The 15,391-nt window shown below is 34.9% G+C and carries 21 protein-coding genes and 1 pseudogene; 16 read left to right on the forward strand and 6 right to left on the reverse strand.

Annotated features, from left to right (window positions below):
* Window positions 1-289 precede the first annotated feature (289 nt).
* The 4 genes from AC6BKE_RS17510 to AC6BKE_RS17525 all read left to right on the forward strand — a co-directional run bounded on the left by AC6BKE_RS17510 (window position 290) and on the right by AC6BKE_RS17525 (window position 2,690).
* A complete protein-coding gene (locus AC6BKE_RS17510; RefSeq protein WP_271913207.1) occupies window positions 290-745 on the forward strand; it encodes a hypothetical protein in 456 nt (151 codons plus the stop codon).
* A gap of 118 nt (window positions 746-863) precedes the next feature.
* Window positions 864-1,127 carry a hypothetical protein gene (locus tag AC6BKE_RS17515; RefSeq protein WP_271913208.1) on the forward strand — a complete coding sequence of 88 codons (264 nt, stop codon included), beginning with the start codon at window positions 864-866 and terminating at the stop codon, window positions 1,125-1,127.
* Between the two features lie 132 nt (window positions 1,128-1,259).
* Window positions 1,260-1,769, forward strand: coding sequence for a MepB family protein (locus AC6BKE_RS17520; protein WP_499857437.1), 510 nt, complete (start codon window positions 1,260-1,262; stop codon window positions 1,767-1,769).
* 156 nt (window positions 1,770-1,925) lie between these two features.
* Entirely contained in the window at window positions 1,926-2,690 is a 765-nt protein-coding gene (locus tag AC6BKE_RS17525) for a class I SAM-dependent methyltransferase (RefSeq protein ID WP_340810990.1), read from the forward strand.
* Window positions 2,691-3,194: 504 nt separating this feature from the next.
* Here the strand turns inward: AC6BKE_RS17525 and AC6BKE_RS17530 are convergent.
* Window positions 3,195-3,842 (reverse strand): pentapeptide repeat-containing protein, encoded by a 648-nt coding sequence (locus AC6BKE_RS17530; protein WP_499857439.1) that lies wholly within the window; start codon window positions 3,840-3,842, stop codon window positions 3,195-3,197.
* A gap of 77 nt (window positions 3,843-3,919) precedes the next feature.
* Window positions 3,920-4,855, reverse strand: coding sequence for a bile acid:sodium symporter family protein (locus AC6BKE_RS17535; protein WP_036122672.1), 936 nt, complete (start codon window positions 4,853-4,855; stop codon window positions 3,920-3,922).
* Window positions 4,856-5,973: 1,118 nt separating this feature from the next.
* Between AC6BKE_RS17535 and AC6BKE_RS17540 the strand changes: the two genes are divergently transcribed.
* The 8 genes and pseudogenes from AC6BKE_RS17540 (at window position 5,974) to AC6BKE_RS17575 (ending at window position 11,510) form a co-directional block, all read left to right on the forward strand.
* Window positions 5,974-6,126 (forward strand): hypothetical protein, encoded by a 153-nt coding sequence (locus AC6BKE_RS17540; protein ID WP_244504817.1) that lies wholly within the window; start codon window positions 5,974-5,976, stop codon window positions 6,124-6,126.
* Window positions 6,127-6,138: 12 nt separating this feature from the next.
* Window positions 6,139-6,855, forward strand: a pseudogene (locus AC6BKE_RS17545) (tetratricopeptide repeat protein); the annotation flags it as partial.
* A gap of 37 nt (window positions 6,856-6,892) precedes the next feature.
* On the forward strand, window positions 6,893-7,342 hold the full coding sequence (locus AC6BKE_RS17550; RefSeq protein WP_089932270.1) for a hypothetical protein: 450 nt from the start codon (window positions 6,893-6,895) through the stop codon (window positions 7,340-7,342).
* Between the two features lie 19 nt (window positions 7,343-7,361).
* Window positions 7,362-8,273 carry a tetratricopeptide repeat protein gene (locus AC6BKE_RS17555; protein ID WP_499857442.1) on the forward strand — a complete coding sequence of 304 codons (912 nt, stop codon included), beginning with the start codon at window positions 7,362-7,364 and terminating at the stop codon, window positions 8,271-8,273.
* The gene (locus tag AC6BKE_RS17560) at window positions 8,266-9,540 is read left to right on the forward strand and encodes an ATP-binding protein (RefSeq protein WP_499857445.1); all 1,275 of its coding nucleotides are present in this window, start codon (window positions 8,266-8,268) and stop codon (window positions 9,538-9,540) included. The genes AC6BKE_RS17555 and AC6BKE_RS17560 overlap by 8 nt, the downstream gene beginning before the upstream one ends.
* A 479-nt stretch (window positions 9,541-10,019) precedes the next feature.
* Window positions 10,020-10,274 (forward strand): hypothetical protein, encoded by a 255-nt coding sequence (locus AC6BKE_RS17565; protein WP_340812693.1) that lies wholly within the window; start codon window positions 10,020-10,022, stop codon window positions 10,272-10,274.
* A gap of 201 nt (window positions 10,275-10,475) precedes the next feature.
* Window positions 10,476-10,871 (forward strand): pyrimidine dimer DNA glycosylase/endonuclease V, encoded by a 396-nt coding sequence (locus AC6BKE_RS17570; protein WP_499857449.1) that lies wholly within the window; start codon window positions 10,476-10,478, stop codon window positions 10,869-10,871.
* Window positions 10,872-10,886: 15 nt separating this feature from the next.
* A complete protein-coding gene (locus AC6BKE_RS17575; RefSeq protein ID WP_499857451.1) occupies window positions 10,887-11,510 on the forward strand; it encodes an HAD family hydrolase in 624 nt (207 codons plus the stop codon).
* A 65-nt stretch (window positions 11,511-11,575) separates the two neighbouring features.
* On the opposite strand, the gene AC6BKE_RS17580 is transcribed toward AC6BKE_RS17575, so the two are convergent.
* Both AC6BKE_RS17580 and AC6BKE_RS17585 read right to left on the reverse strand, forming a co-directional pair.
* Window positions 11,576-11,869 (reverse strand): hypothetical protein, encoded by a 294-nt coding sequence (locus AC6BKE_RS17580; RefSeq protein WP_036122660.1) that lies wholly within the window; start codon window positions 11,867-11,869, stop codon window positions 11,576-11,578.
* Between the two features lie 207 nt (window positions 11,870-12,076).
* Window positions 12,077-12,715: a hypothetical protein gene (locus tag AC6BKE_RS17585; RefSeq protein ID WP_499857454.1), complete on the reverse strand. Its 639-nt coding sequence runs from the start codon at window positions 12,713-12,715 to the stop codon at window positions 12,077-12,079.
* A gap of 226 nt (window positions 12,716-12,941) precedes the next feature.
* On the opposite strand from AC6BKE_RS17585, the gene AC6BKE_RS17590 reads away from it, so the two are divergent.
* Together AC6BKE_RS17590 and AC6BKE_RS17595 are read left to right on the forward strand one after the other, a co-directional pair.
* Window positions 12,942-13,319: a hypothetical protein gene (locus tag AC6BKE_RS17590; protein ID WP_499857456.1), complete on the forward strand. Its 378-nt coding sequence runs from the start codon at window positions 12,942-12,944 to the stop codon at window positions 13,317-13,319.
* A gap of 8 nt (window positions 13,320-13,327) precedes the next feature.
* Window positions 13,328-13,708: a gluzincin family metallopeptidase gene (locus AC6BKE_RS17595; RefSeq protein WP_230593824.1), complete on the forward strand. Its 381-nt coding sequence runs from the start codon at window positions 13,328-13,330 to the stop codon at window positions 13,706-13,708.
* A gap of 35 nt (window positions 13,709-13,743) precedes the next feature.
* On the opposite strand, the gene AC6BKE_RS17600 is transcribed toward AC6BKE_RS17595, so the two are convergent.
* Both AC6BKE_RS17600 and AC6BKE_RS17605 read right to left on the reverse strand, forming a co-directional pair.
* Window positions 13,744-13,950, reverse strand: a complete 207-nt coding sequence (locus AC6BKE_RS17600) for a hypothetical protein (protein ID WP_499857459.1) — start codon at window positions 13,948-13,950, stop codon at window positions 13,744-13,746.
* Window positions 13,951-14,145: 195 nt separating this feature from the next.
* Window positions 14,146-14,295, reverse strand: coding sequence for a YjcZ family sporulation protein (locus AC6BKE_RS17605; RefSeq protein WP_082673667.1), 150 nt, complete (start codon window positions 14,293-14,295; stop codon window positions 14,146-14,148).
* Window positions 14,296-14,559: 264 nt separating this feature from the next.
* On the opposite strand from AC6BKE_RS17605, the gene AC6BKE_RS17610 reads away from it, so the two are divergent.
* Together AC6BKE_RS17610 and AC6BKE_RS17615 are read left to right on the forward strand one after the other, a co-directional pair.
* The gene (locus AC6BKE_RS17610; RefSeq protein WP_340808892.1) at window positions 14,560-14,982 is read left to right on the forward strand and encodes a hypothetical protein; all 423 of its coding nucleotides are present in this window, start codon (window positions 14,560-14,562) and stop codon (window positions 14,980-14,982) included.
* 171 nt (window positions 14,983-15,153) lie between these two features.
* Window positions 15,154-15,291 (forward strand): hypothetical protein, encoded by a 138-nt coding sequence (locus AC6BKE_RS17615; RefSeq protein WP_330494037.1) that lies wholly within the window; start codon window positions 15,154-15,156, stop codon window positions 15,289-15,291.
* Window positions 15,292-15,391 lie beyond the last annotated feature (100 nt).

Here is a 15,391-nt window from a genome sequence, read left to right on the forward strand (position 1 = left end):
CCAGTTTTCCTAAAGAACCTTCAACCCTTAGTAGCACATTCGCATCATTTTGAATCAATGTAAATCAATCAAACTACATTTTAAAAATCTTAAGTAATAGTGATTTCACAAGGAGACCATAATTTTTAACATAGGCTATCAAACGATGGTTTGGGGGGCTATATTTCATTCAAATAACGAAGCAAACTACTTTAGCGAAGAAAAATATTTAATACAAATTGACTGAACATGATATGATAAAATGGTTATTAATTCCATTGAGTGATTTTAATTTATATGGAGGGTATTTATGCATGATTTTTATTTAATAAAAAAGACTGAAACACAAGATGAAGAGTTTTTTGAATATTTTTGGAGAGACATAGAGCAATACAAAGATTTAATTGTTGCATACATTGGACTTGAAGACAACATCGTTGATTATATTTTTGATTCGCTTACATGGATTCCATGCAGGAACCCAAGCTTGCCTGGAATGCCTCAACACATAGGCTTTAATAACATTGGTGTCACCCTATTTGATGAACATTCGGCAACTTCCCTTATTTCGATTTTCACTGCTTGGTGTGATTTATTAAAAAATGGTCCAGAAGAAATCCTCAAAATGATTTATTACCATGATTACTCTGAGGATGAATTACTGCGTTTCGATAGAGACTATGCGATAGCCAAATTTGAAAAAATGAGTTCTATATCTAAACAACTGTCTGAGGGCAATTATTATATCTATCACATGGGGATATGAAAATCAAAAACTAATTTTTCTTTGAGCAGAAAGCGATGAGCGTTTATCCTGATTAACAATCATAAAGCAATAATCGTACCACACACGGCTTTGGGGATTTCGGAAGGTGATGTTGTTAATGGAAAACAAAGAAATAATACTTAAAATCTTAAATGAACTCAAAAATGGCAATATACCTGTTCATACAGATTACAATTTTAATATAGACATGTGGGCAGATCTTATTGAGTATATGCATGATAGAGCATATATTGCTGATGTTACAATTTATTGGTTTGACGATGATGATACATATAACGATGAAAGAGTTTACTCTGTCGATCTATCTAAAGTCATAATGACAACTTTTGGAGAAAGATTTTTAACAGAAGAAATGAATTAATTATGTCATATCCTTTTATATACAGCTTTGGTTAGTAAATCAAAATGAAGAGACTAATGGTTTAAAGCCATTACAGTAACAAGTCCGCAGATGATATACTGGTATTCGTCGTATAAGATAGGGAGTAAAACTATGAATGAATTTAATAAAGCGTTAACATATGTAAATGAATTACTTTATGAACCTCATCATTTGACTATAAAAAACATCCAAGAGGAAACTCAAAATGCTGATTACGGGGCTGGGATTTTTCAGTTGGATTCGAAATCTGTTAGATTTAGAGTCGCAAAAATAACGCCTACCACGGTAGGACAGTTTGTTTCCTTTTGGGAAAAGGATGCTGCTAATAAAAACCAAGCATTTTCATATGAGAACGCCACTGATTTACTGGTAATAAACACTTTTCATACTAATGGTGATTTTGGCCAATTTGTATTTCCAAAAGAAGTTCTTTTACAACAAAACATCCTTAAAACGGCTAATACAAAGGGGAAAATGGCTATTAGAGTTTACCCAAGTTGGGATACGCCCACCAGCAAACAGGCAATCGCAACTAAAAAGTGGCAATCACCGTATTTTGTTAAGGTGGACGCTACTACTCGTTTATCAATCCATGAGCTATTAAAATTATACGCCCTCTAAAATTAGATATTTTTAACTGTGTCATTCATTTCGAGGGGAAATGTTGTCGCTTCTTCTATAATCAGACGTCATCCTGTAGCATGGATAAATGTAGGTGTAGGATCATCGAATATTAAAAACTTATCAGCGCTCTACTTAGGAGGAATCTTACTGAAGATGAATGAACAAAGCATAAAAAATAAAAAGGCGTGGGAATATCGAGCATATGAATTTTGGCATAAAAGTAACGGCACTCCAAAGGATTTGGCTATTCATATATTAGAAAACCCTAGCGCATGTCTGAAAAAGCACAAACAATACTTTGAACATATTGAAGGAAAGAAGATTGCCAATATTTGCGGTTCAAATGGCAGAAAAGCAGTACCATTAGCATTATTAGGTGCTGAAGTAACCGTATTTGATATTTCAGCAGAAAACCAAAAATATGCCTTGGAATTAGCAGAGCATGCAAATACCTCTATTCATTATATTGTCACTGATATTGATGAAATTGACTTAACAAAGTATCGATGTCATTTTGATATGATCTATTTGGAAGGTGGCATATTGCACTATTTTAATGATATTGATAAATTTATGTTGATTCTGTTTTCTTTACTAAAAGATGGTGGGGAAATGATTCTCAGTGATTTTCATCCTTTAAGAAGATGTATAGTTAAAGGGCCTAACGCTGAATGCCAATATCAAATCCAACAAGGTTATTTTGACCAAGAATTACAAAATGGAGACGTAGCGTATAAGCATTTCTTTGATGAGCATGAACAACAGGACTTTCCTGATGTATCTATACGATTTTATACACTTAGTGAGATAATAAATGCTGTCATCACATCGGGTTTCAAATTAAAGAAATTTGATGAGCATCGTGGTTGGAAAAATGAAAATATCCCATGGGAATTTACGATTTTAGCTTTTAAATAAAGACAATCGAAGGAGAAGTAACCACGACAGCAGAAGGCTTAGCAGTCGGTTTCTTTCCGATTGGTCGCCTAATTAATAAGGATAGCAGGTGAATTGAATGAATGAACACTTTAGAGGATGGCCCTCAAATAGCAGGAAAGAATTCTAAAAGTGCAGGATAGAACTAAAAAAATAGCGGATAAAACGTTCAAAGTGGAGGATAGCCCTAAATAGAAGGATAGAATTCCGAAAGTGCAGGATAGAATTAAAAAAGTAGCGGATAAAACTAAAAAAGTAACGGATAGAATACTCAAAGTGGAGGATAGCCCTCAAATAGAAGGAAAGAATGCTAAAAGTGCAGGATAAAACTAAAGAAGTAGCGGATAGAACGCTCAAAGTGGAGGATAGCCCTCAAATAGGAGGAAAGACTTCTAAAAGTGCAGGATAGAACTGAAAAAGTAGTGAGCGCTATCCATGAATAAGGATAAGCGCTCCATTTTTTTCCTGAACTTTTAAGTATTTAAACTAGTATTTAACCTTCAATCCTAGTAATGAAGCAAAGCCAATCGCTTGTTCAGAAGATACTTCACAGCCATTTAAACTTTCAGGCGTTACTTGCAGTCTTTTAAATTGACATGTACTGATGTCTATCCCTTTTAAGGAAGTTTGAGAAAAATCAACATCATTTAAATCACTTTCATGAAACGCCACTTTATTTAGTAAACAATCATAATAATTTGCACCCTGTAGGGAGGTGTTATCAAATAATACTTGTTTGAAACGCACTTCAGGGAAATTGCATAAGTTTGCAATACAATTTTCAAATGAAACATTGCCAAGATTAGCTTCAGTAAAATTCAGCCCTAATAATTTACAGTTTTTAAAAGCCACTCTATGAATGATGCCTTCACTTAAGTTTGAGTTAGACAAATCACAGTTTTCAAAAATGACATCCGTTAGATCAATTTTTTTAAAGGTACAATTGATGAATGTGACATTTTTAAACATAACTTTAGATACAATGAATCGTTCAACTTCTTCGTGATCAATGACCGTATCAGCAATCATGCCATTTGTTAAATACGGTTCTTCATCATAAAAAATATCCTGAAAATTTGCCTTTTTAAGATTAGTAGGTATTTTTGGTGATGTAATTTGGAAACTGAATGACATATCAGCACACCCTTCAAATGTAAAATAAAAAGATTTTCTTATTTAGTATAAATGTAAATCTAAAATAAAAACACCGTCTATACAACGGAGCTTTTTGTCACCAACTTACTAAAAACAGAAGCTAGCACCTGTTGAAAGAGCATACCGAACACAACAGGCATAGCGACTTTACCTGGAAAGTATGTTGTGGCAACAATGACCCCGACAGCTATATTTCTCATACCGCCCGTAAAGACAAAGGTCGCCATTTGAGGAGCGTCTTTTAAAAGCGTCCGACCAATTAGATAAGCAAAAGCATAGCCTGACACAGCAAGCAAGAACACTAAAAGTATGACGAAAAATAGTTGTAAGTTTATATTTTTTAAATAGGGTGAGATTGCACTACTGTTAATCATGATGACCGCAAATAAACATAGCTTTGAAAAAGGAGCCAGCTTCTTGCCATACTTTTTAGGTATTTCGCCCTTGGAAAGCTCATTCACCAATATGCCTAAAATCGTAGGTAACACAATCATCAGCAATAAATTCACAATCAGTGAGGCTACATCCAATTCAATTTTTTCACCCGACACGATATAGAGTATGAAGGGAAGAATGAATGGAGCGAGTAACGTATCAATTAAAATAATCGATAAGCCTAACGGTAAATTGCCTCTACAAATATTAATCCAAATCACACTGGTTACACCTGTTGGGAGGGCGACAGCTAAGACAAAGCCAACCGTCAACAAATGGTCATCGAAAATAACGGTGGATAAAAAATAAGCCCATAAAGGCATCAAGAGATGAAGAAAAATGATGGAGAATAAAATGAGTGCAGGATGTTTGGTAAAAATCTTTACATCTTTAAATTTCATGGATAAGCTTCCTGAGAATGTCATGAATGCAAATAGCCATGACACAAGGAATAATAAATGATGTCCAACACTTTCTAAGAACACACCTACAATTAAACTTAATGGTGTCAGGAGCGCTATGTATTTTTGGAGAAATCTATTTAATTTTTCTAACATACAAAGACCTTCTTTTTTTTATCTGATTTTATCACATTATTATAATAGTAATCATGGAATAGTAGGAGTATTTGTAGTAAAAAAAGCAGAAGGAATACTGCCGATGACTAACGTTTATGGGGTAGGGGCGGCCCTGTCCATCAATTGGGGATTCACTGACAATAAAAAAGCCATTTCTTAAATAACAAATCTTTGCCTTTTTGACATCAAAATGTGGATGTGTTGATGAATTGGTTTGCCATGAAAAGTTGAAAAGCGAAGAGAAGAAGTATTGTGAACCGCATTTGGATAGCAAGGTAGGGGAAATATGAAGGGATTTCTTTTGCTATCTTTAGTAAATCTTCTAATTTGATAAAATCATTTGTTGCTTTTCTCTTTTGTTTTTTATCACACGCGTTCCCTAGCCCGATTTTATGATCCTCACGATGAAGCTCCAAGATATATAAACCACCATATGTTTTCCTTATTTCAATTCAATAAAGCAGGGATATCATTTTGCTCCATCTGATCTTATTGCCATTTAAGTATAGTAAAAAACACTGCAATCTTTTACACCTAAGTAGGAAATTATACATTTAAAGAAATAGTTTCCAATATTAATAAATAAATGTATAATACAAAATGTCGAAGGGATATGTAATAAACTAGAAGGAGGCTGATGTATGCTTGCATTCACTTTAAACATCAAGCTTAAATGGTAAGAAAGTTGGCAAGACAAAAAGCTTTATCATACATAATTTAGTCATCGTTGCCTTTATTGGAGGTCTACTTGCTGTTACGATCATTGGGTTTATAAATGCACACGCACTCAAACTAGATAAGCATTACATCAGACTACTGATAGTAATCAGTATAATCCTCAATACAGCTACTATCATCTGCTATGCTTGCCTTCCTTTGTCCGCAGAAATGGATGTACTTATCAATCGATTACTGGCTGGAGTAAGTTATTTTATCTTTTTCATTATTCTAAAGAGACCTTATAAAGAACATTTAGTATTTGTAGGGGACACACAATCCTTGTACTGGCGAGGGATTATCTATTGTTTACTTTCCATCTTTATAGATGGTTTTCTTAGAGAAGGTGTCCTAGCTTATTAAGGAAGGAATTCATGTGCATGAACAGTGAAAAGGAAAATACACCTATGGCTCTTATTGAACATTATTTTACGCTTGGAAAGTACACAAATGTTATTGCCTTAGTGGAACAGGGAATAGCTGATGATATGGAAAATAAGGAATTGTGGTATAAACTAGCTGTCAGTCATTAGGCCAAAGGTCAATATGAAGAAGCGTTAGAGCCATTTCATAAAGCATTTCAGTTAGGTTATGATAAGAGCGCAATTTACTATTTTTTAGGCGGCATCTATGTGGTAACAGAGCAGTGGCAAAAAGCAGAAGAAGCTTTTTTGGAAGCATTACATAATAATCCAAATGATGCGGATGTTTATTCAGCGTATGCTATTTTGATGAACATGACGGATCATAGAAAAAAAGGCAGTTTATTATTAGAAAAAGCTCTAGAATTAGATTCTAATAGCACAGTCGTTTTACACCACTATTTACTTACCGAAATGGCTGCAAAAAAGGAAAAGCACAATACTGCTTTAGCACTTTATATGAATTCAGCGGATAGTGAGTTCGCAAAGTTCATCCATCTAGGCTGGAGTGTTGCCTTTTATAATCGATTTAAGGAAGCTAGAGAATATTATCACCAAGCCTTTATAATAAAACCTGAGGATAAAGGAATTTTAGCAACTTTAGAGGAATTGGAAATTAAAACGCACCCACTTCTACTTCCCAATCGTATAGTAGAGCGATTAGGCGGGATTGGCTTTGTTTTAATGATGTGGATTATACTATGTATCCTTCTTGACACGTTTATTTTAAACGATAACTTTGTCAATCACCTTCTGGGCTTTTCTATTTTTTTAACACTTTATTATTTTATATCTATTCCCATTGTAAAAGGCTTAAGAAAATGGAAGAGTCCCAGATAGGGGAGACAAAAATTGTAAAGGATGAAGATAAGAGATAATGGAAAATATTTATCAACCTAGCTTAATAAGCGAAAATGAGGATCGAACACGAAGTTATAATGTAAACAATTTATTTTTCGTCGCTTTTTTAGGAGGAATTATTGCTATAACAGCATTAGGTATCCAAAATGCTAAGTGGCTAAAACTTGAGAAAAAATATATACGTATACTAACAATTCTTAGCGGTTTACTAATTACAGGAAAACTAATAATGGTATATGCCATCGGACAGGGAATCCTAGCGATTGATGAAAACTACATAAAGGTTTTTGGACGAATTATTGCAGTGGCAGGATTTTTTATTTTTTTCGCCTTTTTAAATAGGCCCTATAAAGATCATCTAGCTGTTGGTGGACAAACTGAGTCCTTATGGAAGCCTGGCTTTCTAGCATGTATGATTTCTGGGTTTATCGAATACCTCGCTATGGCATTCCTATTAGCGCTTTAAAAAGGAGTTTTACTACAGAATGATTGAACATGAAGATATAGAAATGAATGAAAACTATGAAGAAGCAGCATTTGAATTAATAGAACACTATTTTGAAATAGGAAAATATGCACAAACGATTGAACTTATTCATGGAGTATTAGATGAACATCTTGAAAACAGCCGACTATGGTATATATTAGGCTATAGTCATTATGCGATGGGAGATTATAATCGAGCTGAATTGCAATTAAAGGAAGCTCTGAATTTAGGTTTTTGTGAAGAATCGATTTTCCATCATCTCGGCTATATTTATATGAAAAAGGAGCATTGGAAGGAGGCCGAGGAAGCTTTTCTAGAAGCATTACGAGCCAATCCAGATAGTGCTGTAAACCATGCTTCTTATGCAGTTCTAATGAAAAAAATGGGGCATCGAAAAAAAGCGAAACAATTAATTACTAAAGCACGTGAGATGGATCCTGAAAATAGTATTGTATTACGTAACTATTTTATATTAGAGGAGATTAATAGCCCTAAAAAACAACGAGTGCTTGCATTGGAGCAATATATGAATTCAAGTGATAGTGAATTATCTAAACTATTACACTTAGGAATCCATGCTGCCTTTCATAACAAAGAAAAAGAAGCACAAGAATATTTTAGACAGGCATTTCTGCTTAACCCTGAGGATAAAGAATTGTATGAATTATTAGAGGAGTCTGAACTGTCGGTACACCCGCTATTAGCACCTAGTCGCCTCATTGAACATGTAGGAGGCACTGCTGTCATTTGGCTGATGGGAGTGGTCATTTACTTTTCATTACTAGGTTTAGGTTTTAATACGGCAGCGGTTCTATTTATAAAATGTTATATTGCATTAGCATTATATACATGGATTTCATTTCCTCTTGTAAAGGGATTAAAAAAAATAAGGGGCTACAAGTATGGGTAAAATAAAATGGTTACAACAAATGGTAGAGCAAAATCCTAATGATCCACAAGGGTATTTGTGGCTTGGCAAAGAACTTGCTGATCATCAGCGTTGGCTTGAAGCGGTTCAATCTTATTCTACTGGTCTCTCACATTGTACTGATGTGGCATTGCAGAAAGACATCATTCATGAGTTAACAAAGGCTAGTTCACAAATTCAACAGGGTGCTAGCCTTCCTAATGGCAATGAAGACCTAGCCGCATCACCTATTGAAGATGATTATGTGGCCACAATAGCTGAGGAGGAGCAAGATCATTTAGAGGGCTGTTCTGACATTCAGGTGGAAGATGGGAAATTAAAAAACCTTGAGCCGAAGTTTAAGGTAATTGAAGGCGACGTCTCAAAAAAAGTCAAGAAAAAAGTCAACGAAACAGTGACCTTTGCGGATGTTGCTGGTCTGGAGGATTTAAAGAAAACGATCAATTTACGTATTATTAGTCCATTTTATAACAAGGGATTGTTTGCAAAGTTCCGTAAAAAAGTCGGTGGTGGCGTTCTTCTTTATGGACCACCTGGCTGCGGGAAAACCTATATTGCGAAAGCGACAGCAGGAGAATGTAAGGCTAATTTTTATCCCGTTCATATTACAGATATTTTAGATCCCTATATAGGTGTAAGTGAACAAAATTTAAAAGCTATATTTGATAAAGCTCGTTTCCAAAAGCCCAGCATTCTGTTTTTTGATGAAGTTGATACAATCGGGATGAGCCGATCTCAAACAACCTCACACGTTCGAGGTATCATTGATACATTTCTTACGGAGATGGAGGGTGTGGATACTAACAATGATGAGGTTTTAGTGATGGCCGCTACCAATACACCTTGGGACGTTGATAGTGCTTTAAAAAGACCAGGTAGATTTGATCGACTCATTTTCGTTGCGCCACCAGATGAAAAAGCAAGAGAGCAAATTTTTAATTTAAAATTAAAGGGCAGATTCGTTGAAAATGTTGATACAGCCGTATTAGCAGCTAAAACGCCATTTTTTTCAGGTGCAGATATAGCAAATGTAGTGGAATTAGCTACTGAAAACGTGCTAGAAGAAATATTACTTTCAGGTAATGAAAGGCCCATTACTACCGATGATTTAGTAATGGCACTACAAGAACGTCAGCCTTCTACATTAGATTGGCTGCGTACAGCAAAAAATTATGTCAAATACGCAAACCAATCAGGGTTGTACAATGACGTGGAAAAATATCTCCGAGCCCATGCACGTTATATATAAATGGGCACTCGCTCATTTTTGAGAACATTTCAGTAAACATAAAGCTTCTTAATATAAACCTTCTAAACATTCATTGTTTGACAAAATATATGTTTAGAGGGTTTATTTACATATGAAAATATAATTTTCGGTCATGGATCAACCATTAAAGCCATACTTTACAGATGAAATAATTAATTTAATTATTATGAGGAACGTAAGCTTTATTGATATGTCTAAAGTGACGAAAGGCAACAAATATTCATAACTAGCTTTTAGTTTCCTTAAAATCTCGTAATTGTGTAATATATGTAAATAATAACATGTTGGTAATGGGCATGGTGAAGAGTTTACTGGCAAAAACAAGCAGAGAGGAACTAATCTATCAATAAAGATTGCTCAGTTGCTGCTATTGGATAGTAAACCAAAAGGAGTTGTGTTAAAGGTTTAATTTAAATCAACGTAGAGTTTCGTTGAATGAAAGAATTCGGGGTGGAGTTGTGAGCGGGATAGATAAACGAAATAGGCTAAACGAAGAACCATTTACTTATCAAATCACAAAAAAAGGGACAATTGTTATTTATTATGAAGGTAAACAAATTAAAATCGTGAAGGAGAACGAGGCTGAGCATCTTCTAGCAAAAATTCATAAAGTGGAGGGTCAAACAAAGGAAATCCAGTTATTGTTAGCTAAAATTACGGGTAATTTTAAGCGTGGTAACGAAAAATCGGGGAAAAATAAAAGAACATTTTGAATGGGGGAATAACTTTTTAATATAAGAATTATGCAAATTTAGTATGAACATTTTTAAGGAAGAAGGTATGGGAGTTAATTCGAAGTTAATAAATGCATATAGTTCGACTCGCCATTTGAATCCAATTCCTAGACCTTGCTAATGTAATATTCATAATAAAAACATATTGATAGGATTGATTAATGGGAAGAGGAGAGGCAAATGAGGTTATGGCATGTAGATTTAATCGAGTATTTACCGAAAGGGCAGCTACTTTCACAGTGGAGAGAGCTAAATAGCATATTTGTTAAAGAAGACCAGCATATTTTGATTAATTATGTCTACGAATACCCTAAAGAGGACCTGTATGTGTATACCGAAAAAGTCATGGAAGAAATGAAGAAGCGCGGTTATCAAATTAGAACATATGAAAAAATCAATCGTTACTTTGATGGCTTGGGGCCAGTAAAGGATAGGAAACCGTTTCAACAGCATCATGATAAGGAATATCTTGAAATTTGTTTTTATAATTTAAAAGAGAAATATATTCGTGGTCAGAAGGATTATGCAGAGGAACTATATCAGCAATTATGCATGTATGTAAATAACGTGCTTTAACTAGGAGGAACACTCATGTTGAGAGCGATTATTTTTGATGTAGACGGGACGATTTTGGATACTGAGCAAGCGATTTTACAGTCATTGCAAAGAACGTTACGGGAAGAAACGCAAAAAGAGTATTCATTTGAGGCACTACGATTTGCTTTAGGTATCCCAGGGAAAGATGCCTTACAGAGGCTCAAGGTCGATAACATAGAGGCTGTTCATCAGAAATGGTCTGCGGCGGTTCTTGATTTTTCACACGAGGTGGCCGTCTTTGAAAATCTAGAGGCAGTCATCCAGCAGTTAGCAAGAACATCGCTACAAATGGGCATTGTGACTTCTAAAACAGCTCAAGAGGTAGTGGATGAGTTTAATCCGTTTGGGTTAAGTGATTATTTCCAACATATTGTTAGTGCTAGTGATACGGAAAAGCACAAACCACATCCAGAGCCCCTTTTAAAATGTCTGGACACATTGCAGGTAGCTCCAGAAGATGCTATCTATATTGGCGACTCTATCTATGATTTCCAATGTGCTAAGCAAGCCGGAGCCAAATTTGCCCTTGCCCTCTGGGGAGCCAAAACCACTACTGGATTTGAGGAGGTAGATTACATTTTATATGAGCCAAAGGATATTTTGACACTCATTAGCTAAGAAAAAACACCCGAATTATGACAAAACACTTAAGGTATGGAGTGTTTTGTCATAATTCGGGATTTTCATTGCTTACAATTCTTTTGTTCCCGTCCCTTCGATTGCTTATGTAAAAATTGGAGAAACCTTTCTTGCGCTTGCTTATTCTTCATCATTCGCTTGACCCGAACATTACTTTGAAGGTATTTTCTGACATGTCGATTCGCAAAAAATAGGCTGCGGTATTGATCATGATGGTAAATGTCGTGAAACCAATCGCAGTGCTGTAGCCTTGCTATATTTTGATCAATTTTTCTTGTATGTAAAGTTGGTTGACCGACATAGGTATTTGATAAGAAATTAATAATAAATTCTAACATAAATCCACATCCCATAATGACGAATAAATTCTATCATAATGGATGTCGTTGAAGTGTGCAATAGCAAAAAAATAGAAGGGACACTCGATAGAAGTGCCCCTTAGTAACAAATCGGGAGGTGCCATGTTAAACGAATTCGCTTAACACTACTATTTATATGATAAGATTACTTGGTTTTATAGACCATCATCCTGAGTAAGCTAAAATTTACACTTCGTATCGAAGAATGGCTGTTATCCAGTCTTTTACTAAACGTTCCCGCTGTAGCAGTGAGCTATCTAAAGGAAGAGAAAGACTTTGCAACTCTTTGGGGAGCAAGTGTATTTTGTGACGAATCATTTCATTGTCAGGTGATTCTGTATCGATAAATAAAAGATAGCGTCCGATTAAATCTTCCTTGTACATAGATGGAAAATCAAGAGCTTTTAATACACGTGTAGAAAATTCTACACCATTTAGGTTCACTTCAAAATGTCCCCGCACATTAAATTCACAGCGAATATGTGTACCAGGCAATCGATGTAGCCCTTGGACAAAAGCAGCTAATGTGTTTTCACTGATGAAATAGGTTTCAAAATAGTATTGATTCTCTGTATGAAGATTTGAATTAGCATCATATGTATCATATCTTATTTCTAGTGTGTCTTCTGCTGCGTCAGGTTTTTCCGTAGTGAGGTAATGCCGAACAATTTTTTTAATGGTGTGATGATCTAAGTCACATCCATAGCTGAGAATAGTTACTTGTCTACGTTGTGCTTTGGCGAATAACCACATTTCCAAATGTGCATCACTATTTAAATCCCAGCCATAGCGTGGGTTGTAATGGATATATTTACTTTTGTTCATTGCGTCCTCCTTTTTGCCTTGTCTAATAATAGTATAAATAATTTTGTCTAATTTTCCTTATTTTTCTTTTTAAACTTTTGGATTTTAAGTCTCGTATAAACTGGAAAATACTTTTTTAGGAGGTAAACATGGCACAATCCTTCTATGTACTTTGCTATTAACAGCCTGTACAGCGGTAACCGTTCAACCTAAAGAGCAAATACAAGAAAAAAACGATGAAAATATTGTGGTGACAAAGGATGGCAAAATAACTTTTGAGATTAAGAATGATATCAACGTTCCAAAAGAAAAAGTAGCTATCTTAAAAGATGAAATCCTTAAGGCGTATGATAACATTCAGCAATCCATACATACTTCCTATGTGCCATCTGACAAGATAACTATTTATCTTAAAGAAGACGGTCAATCATGGGGCGTAGCATCAAAAATCGAGTTAACTGGCGTTAAAGAAGATATATATCCACTTGTCCATGAAATGACACATTCTTTACTTGGTTATGGCAATAATTTTGGATCTGACCATGGCTATTTTACGCAAGAGGGTTTTGCGAGTTATATGGAGGATCAATATGGAAAAAATAAATTATATTTGAAAAATACATGAAGCATTATATGGATTCAGACAAGTTAATTCCTATTAGTAAGTTAATTGATCCAAATCAAGATGATGCCTATTTTCGCCCAAAACTTTCAAATATAAAAGAGAATCAAATCCTTATGGAGCTGAGCTACACACATGCGGCTTCATTTACAAAATATTTAATTGATACCTACGGACTAGAAAAGTTTGAACAGATCTACAATGAGAAAGATTTAGCAAAAAAAGTAGAGGAAGTTTACGGAAAGAATAGCGGTGAGTTAGAAAAGGAGTGGTTAGCATTTATTCAAAATCAAAAAGGATTTACTCATGAGGAAAAATTTAAGTCGGGAAATTTTTATGATATGAATACAACTCTTATTCAATTAGATCTAAAATATTTTGAGAAAGAATAATTTTTTCTAAATCATCAAGCATACCCAAGTGCTCTTTATTTTGAGTTCCTGGGTTTTCTTTTGTATGAATGTGGATGAAATTGTCTATGTAATAAATGAACGCCCTGTAAAATGGACAGGACACCAATGATTCTTAATAATATATTTTTGAGCCATACCATATCGTCAACCGTAATGGCAATCAACATAGGACCAACCATAATCAATGCGATTCCTAGTAATGCTTTTATTACTCTCAACATGTAGGGTTCACCTCAATTTGCCATTTCAGTTAGGTGGGATATTGTTACAAAGCTAATTCTTCTTCATTATCGCACGTCTGTCTGAAATATAAAAGGGTCACTAGGCTGGTAAAGCGACCCTTATATAATGGTTAAAATGACTTTACACGGCTTTAGCAGCGTGTAAAAGGGTGTTCTAGGTGCTAGTTGGGATGATTAATACATGAAAGAAGCGCCAACGATAACTAATAAAATGAATAACACGACGATTAATACGAATGTTGATCCGTAATAGCCGCCACCGCCAGAGTCGCCGCCATAATAGCAGCTGTTGTTGATATTACCTACGTTTCCACTGTATCCCACTGAAAATCCCCCCTTTCTACAACATATAATATGTATCGATGCAGAAAGGGGAAATGGTATTTACCCTATGATTGCTTTTTTTCTTTTGATTCGCCAGAGATTCACATGACAATATAAAACATAAATAGAGGAAAAACCCTTTATTTGTCGAATGACTAATCATTGAAAGAGGGAGAATATGCAACGAAAAAAGTTAAAACAACGAATAATAAACGAATCCTCTGACTGTAAGGCTATTAGAATAGAAGGGAAGGTATAACAATAATGAAATGGTTCATGACGATAGCTGAATGGTTATTCTTTTTTTGTGTGCTGATTTGTCTATTGATTTTCAACATGATTCACTTTGGTAACCTTCTCTATGTGGATATGCCGTGGGAAGAGCCGATGACTGTGACACCCTCCTTTGCTCAGACAGCACTGTTGATCATAGGGATCGGTGTTGTTTGTTTCTTGTATATGAGATATTTAAGAGGCGACAACGTTCATAAAAGGACGAAAGCGGCAATCTGGGGAGGTTTATTTGCTTGTAATGCGTTGGGAGGTGGTTTTTTTATGTTTATACGACATGGACTGCCATTTAATCAGCTCGAAACTATGGAACTTTTATTATCGACTTTGATTAGTTTCATTCTAACCTTTCAGGCTGTTATGAAATATTACGCGTGTAATATGACCGAAAACTGATTGTGTAAAAAGTGAAAGAAAGTGATTAATGGTATTGAAATCGGCTACTGTTTAATTAACACCCCTGTTCTTCTTAAACTTATGGAGCAGAATACTTGAACTAGCAAGTAGCTTTGAAACGTATGTGGTAGTAAGAAAAGATAAACCAAGATATAAATGGAGGGAATAGGAATGGATTTAATCATTGGAATAGCTATTGTACTAATTGTGTTTTTCTCTTCAAGCATAATTAAAAAAAGGTTAAAATCGATTGAAAAACAAAACAATCGTGTAATAGAAATACTAGAAGAAATAAGAGATAGAAAATAAATTGATATTCCACTAATGGGGTGCGTTAGTTAAAGTATCATGAGATTGCCATAGGTAATGCTAATTTCTTTTTCAAACAACGCAACCGTTTTAAGGAGGA

The sequence above is a fragment of the Lysinibacillus sp. COL-1 genome, assembly GCF_059814265.1.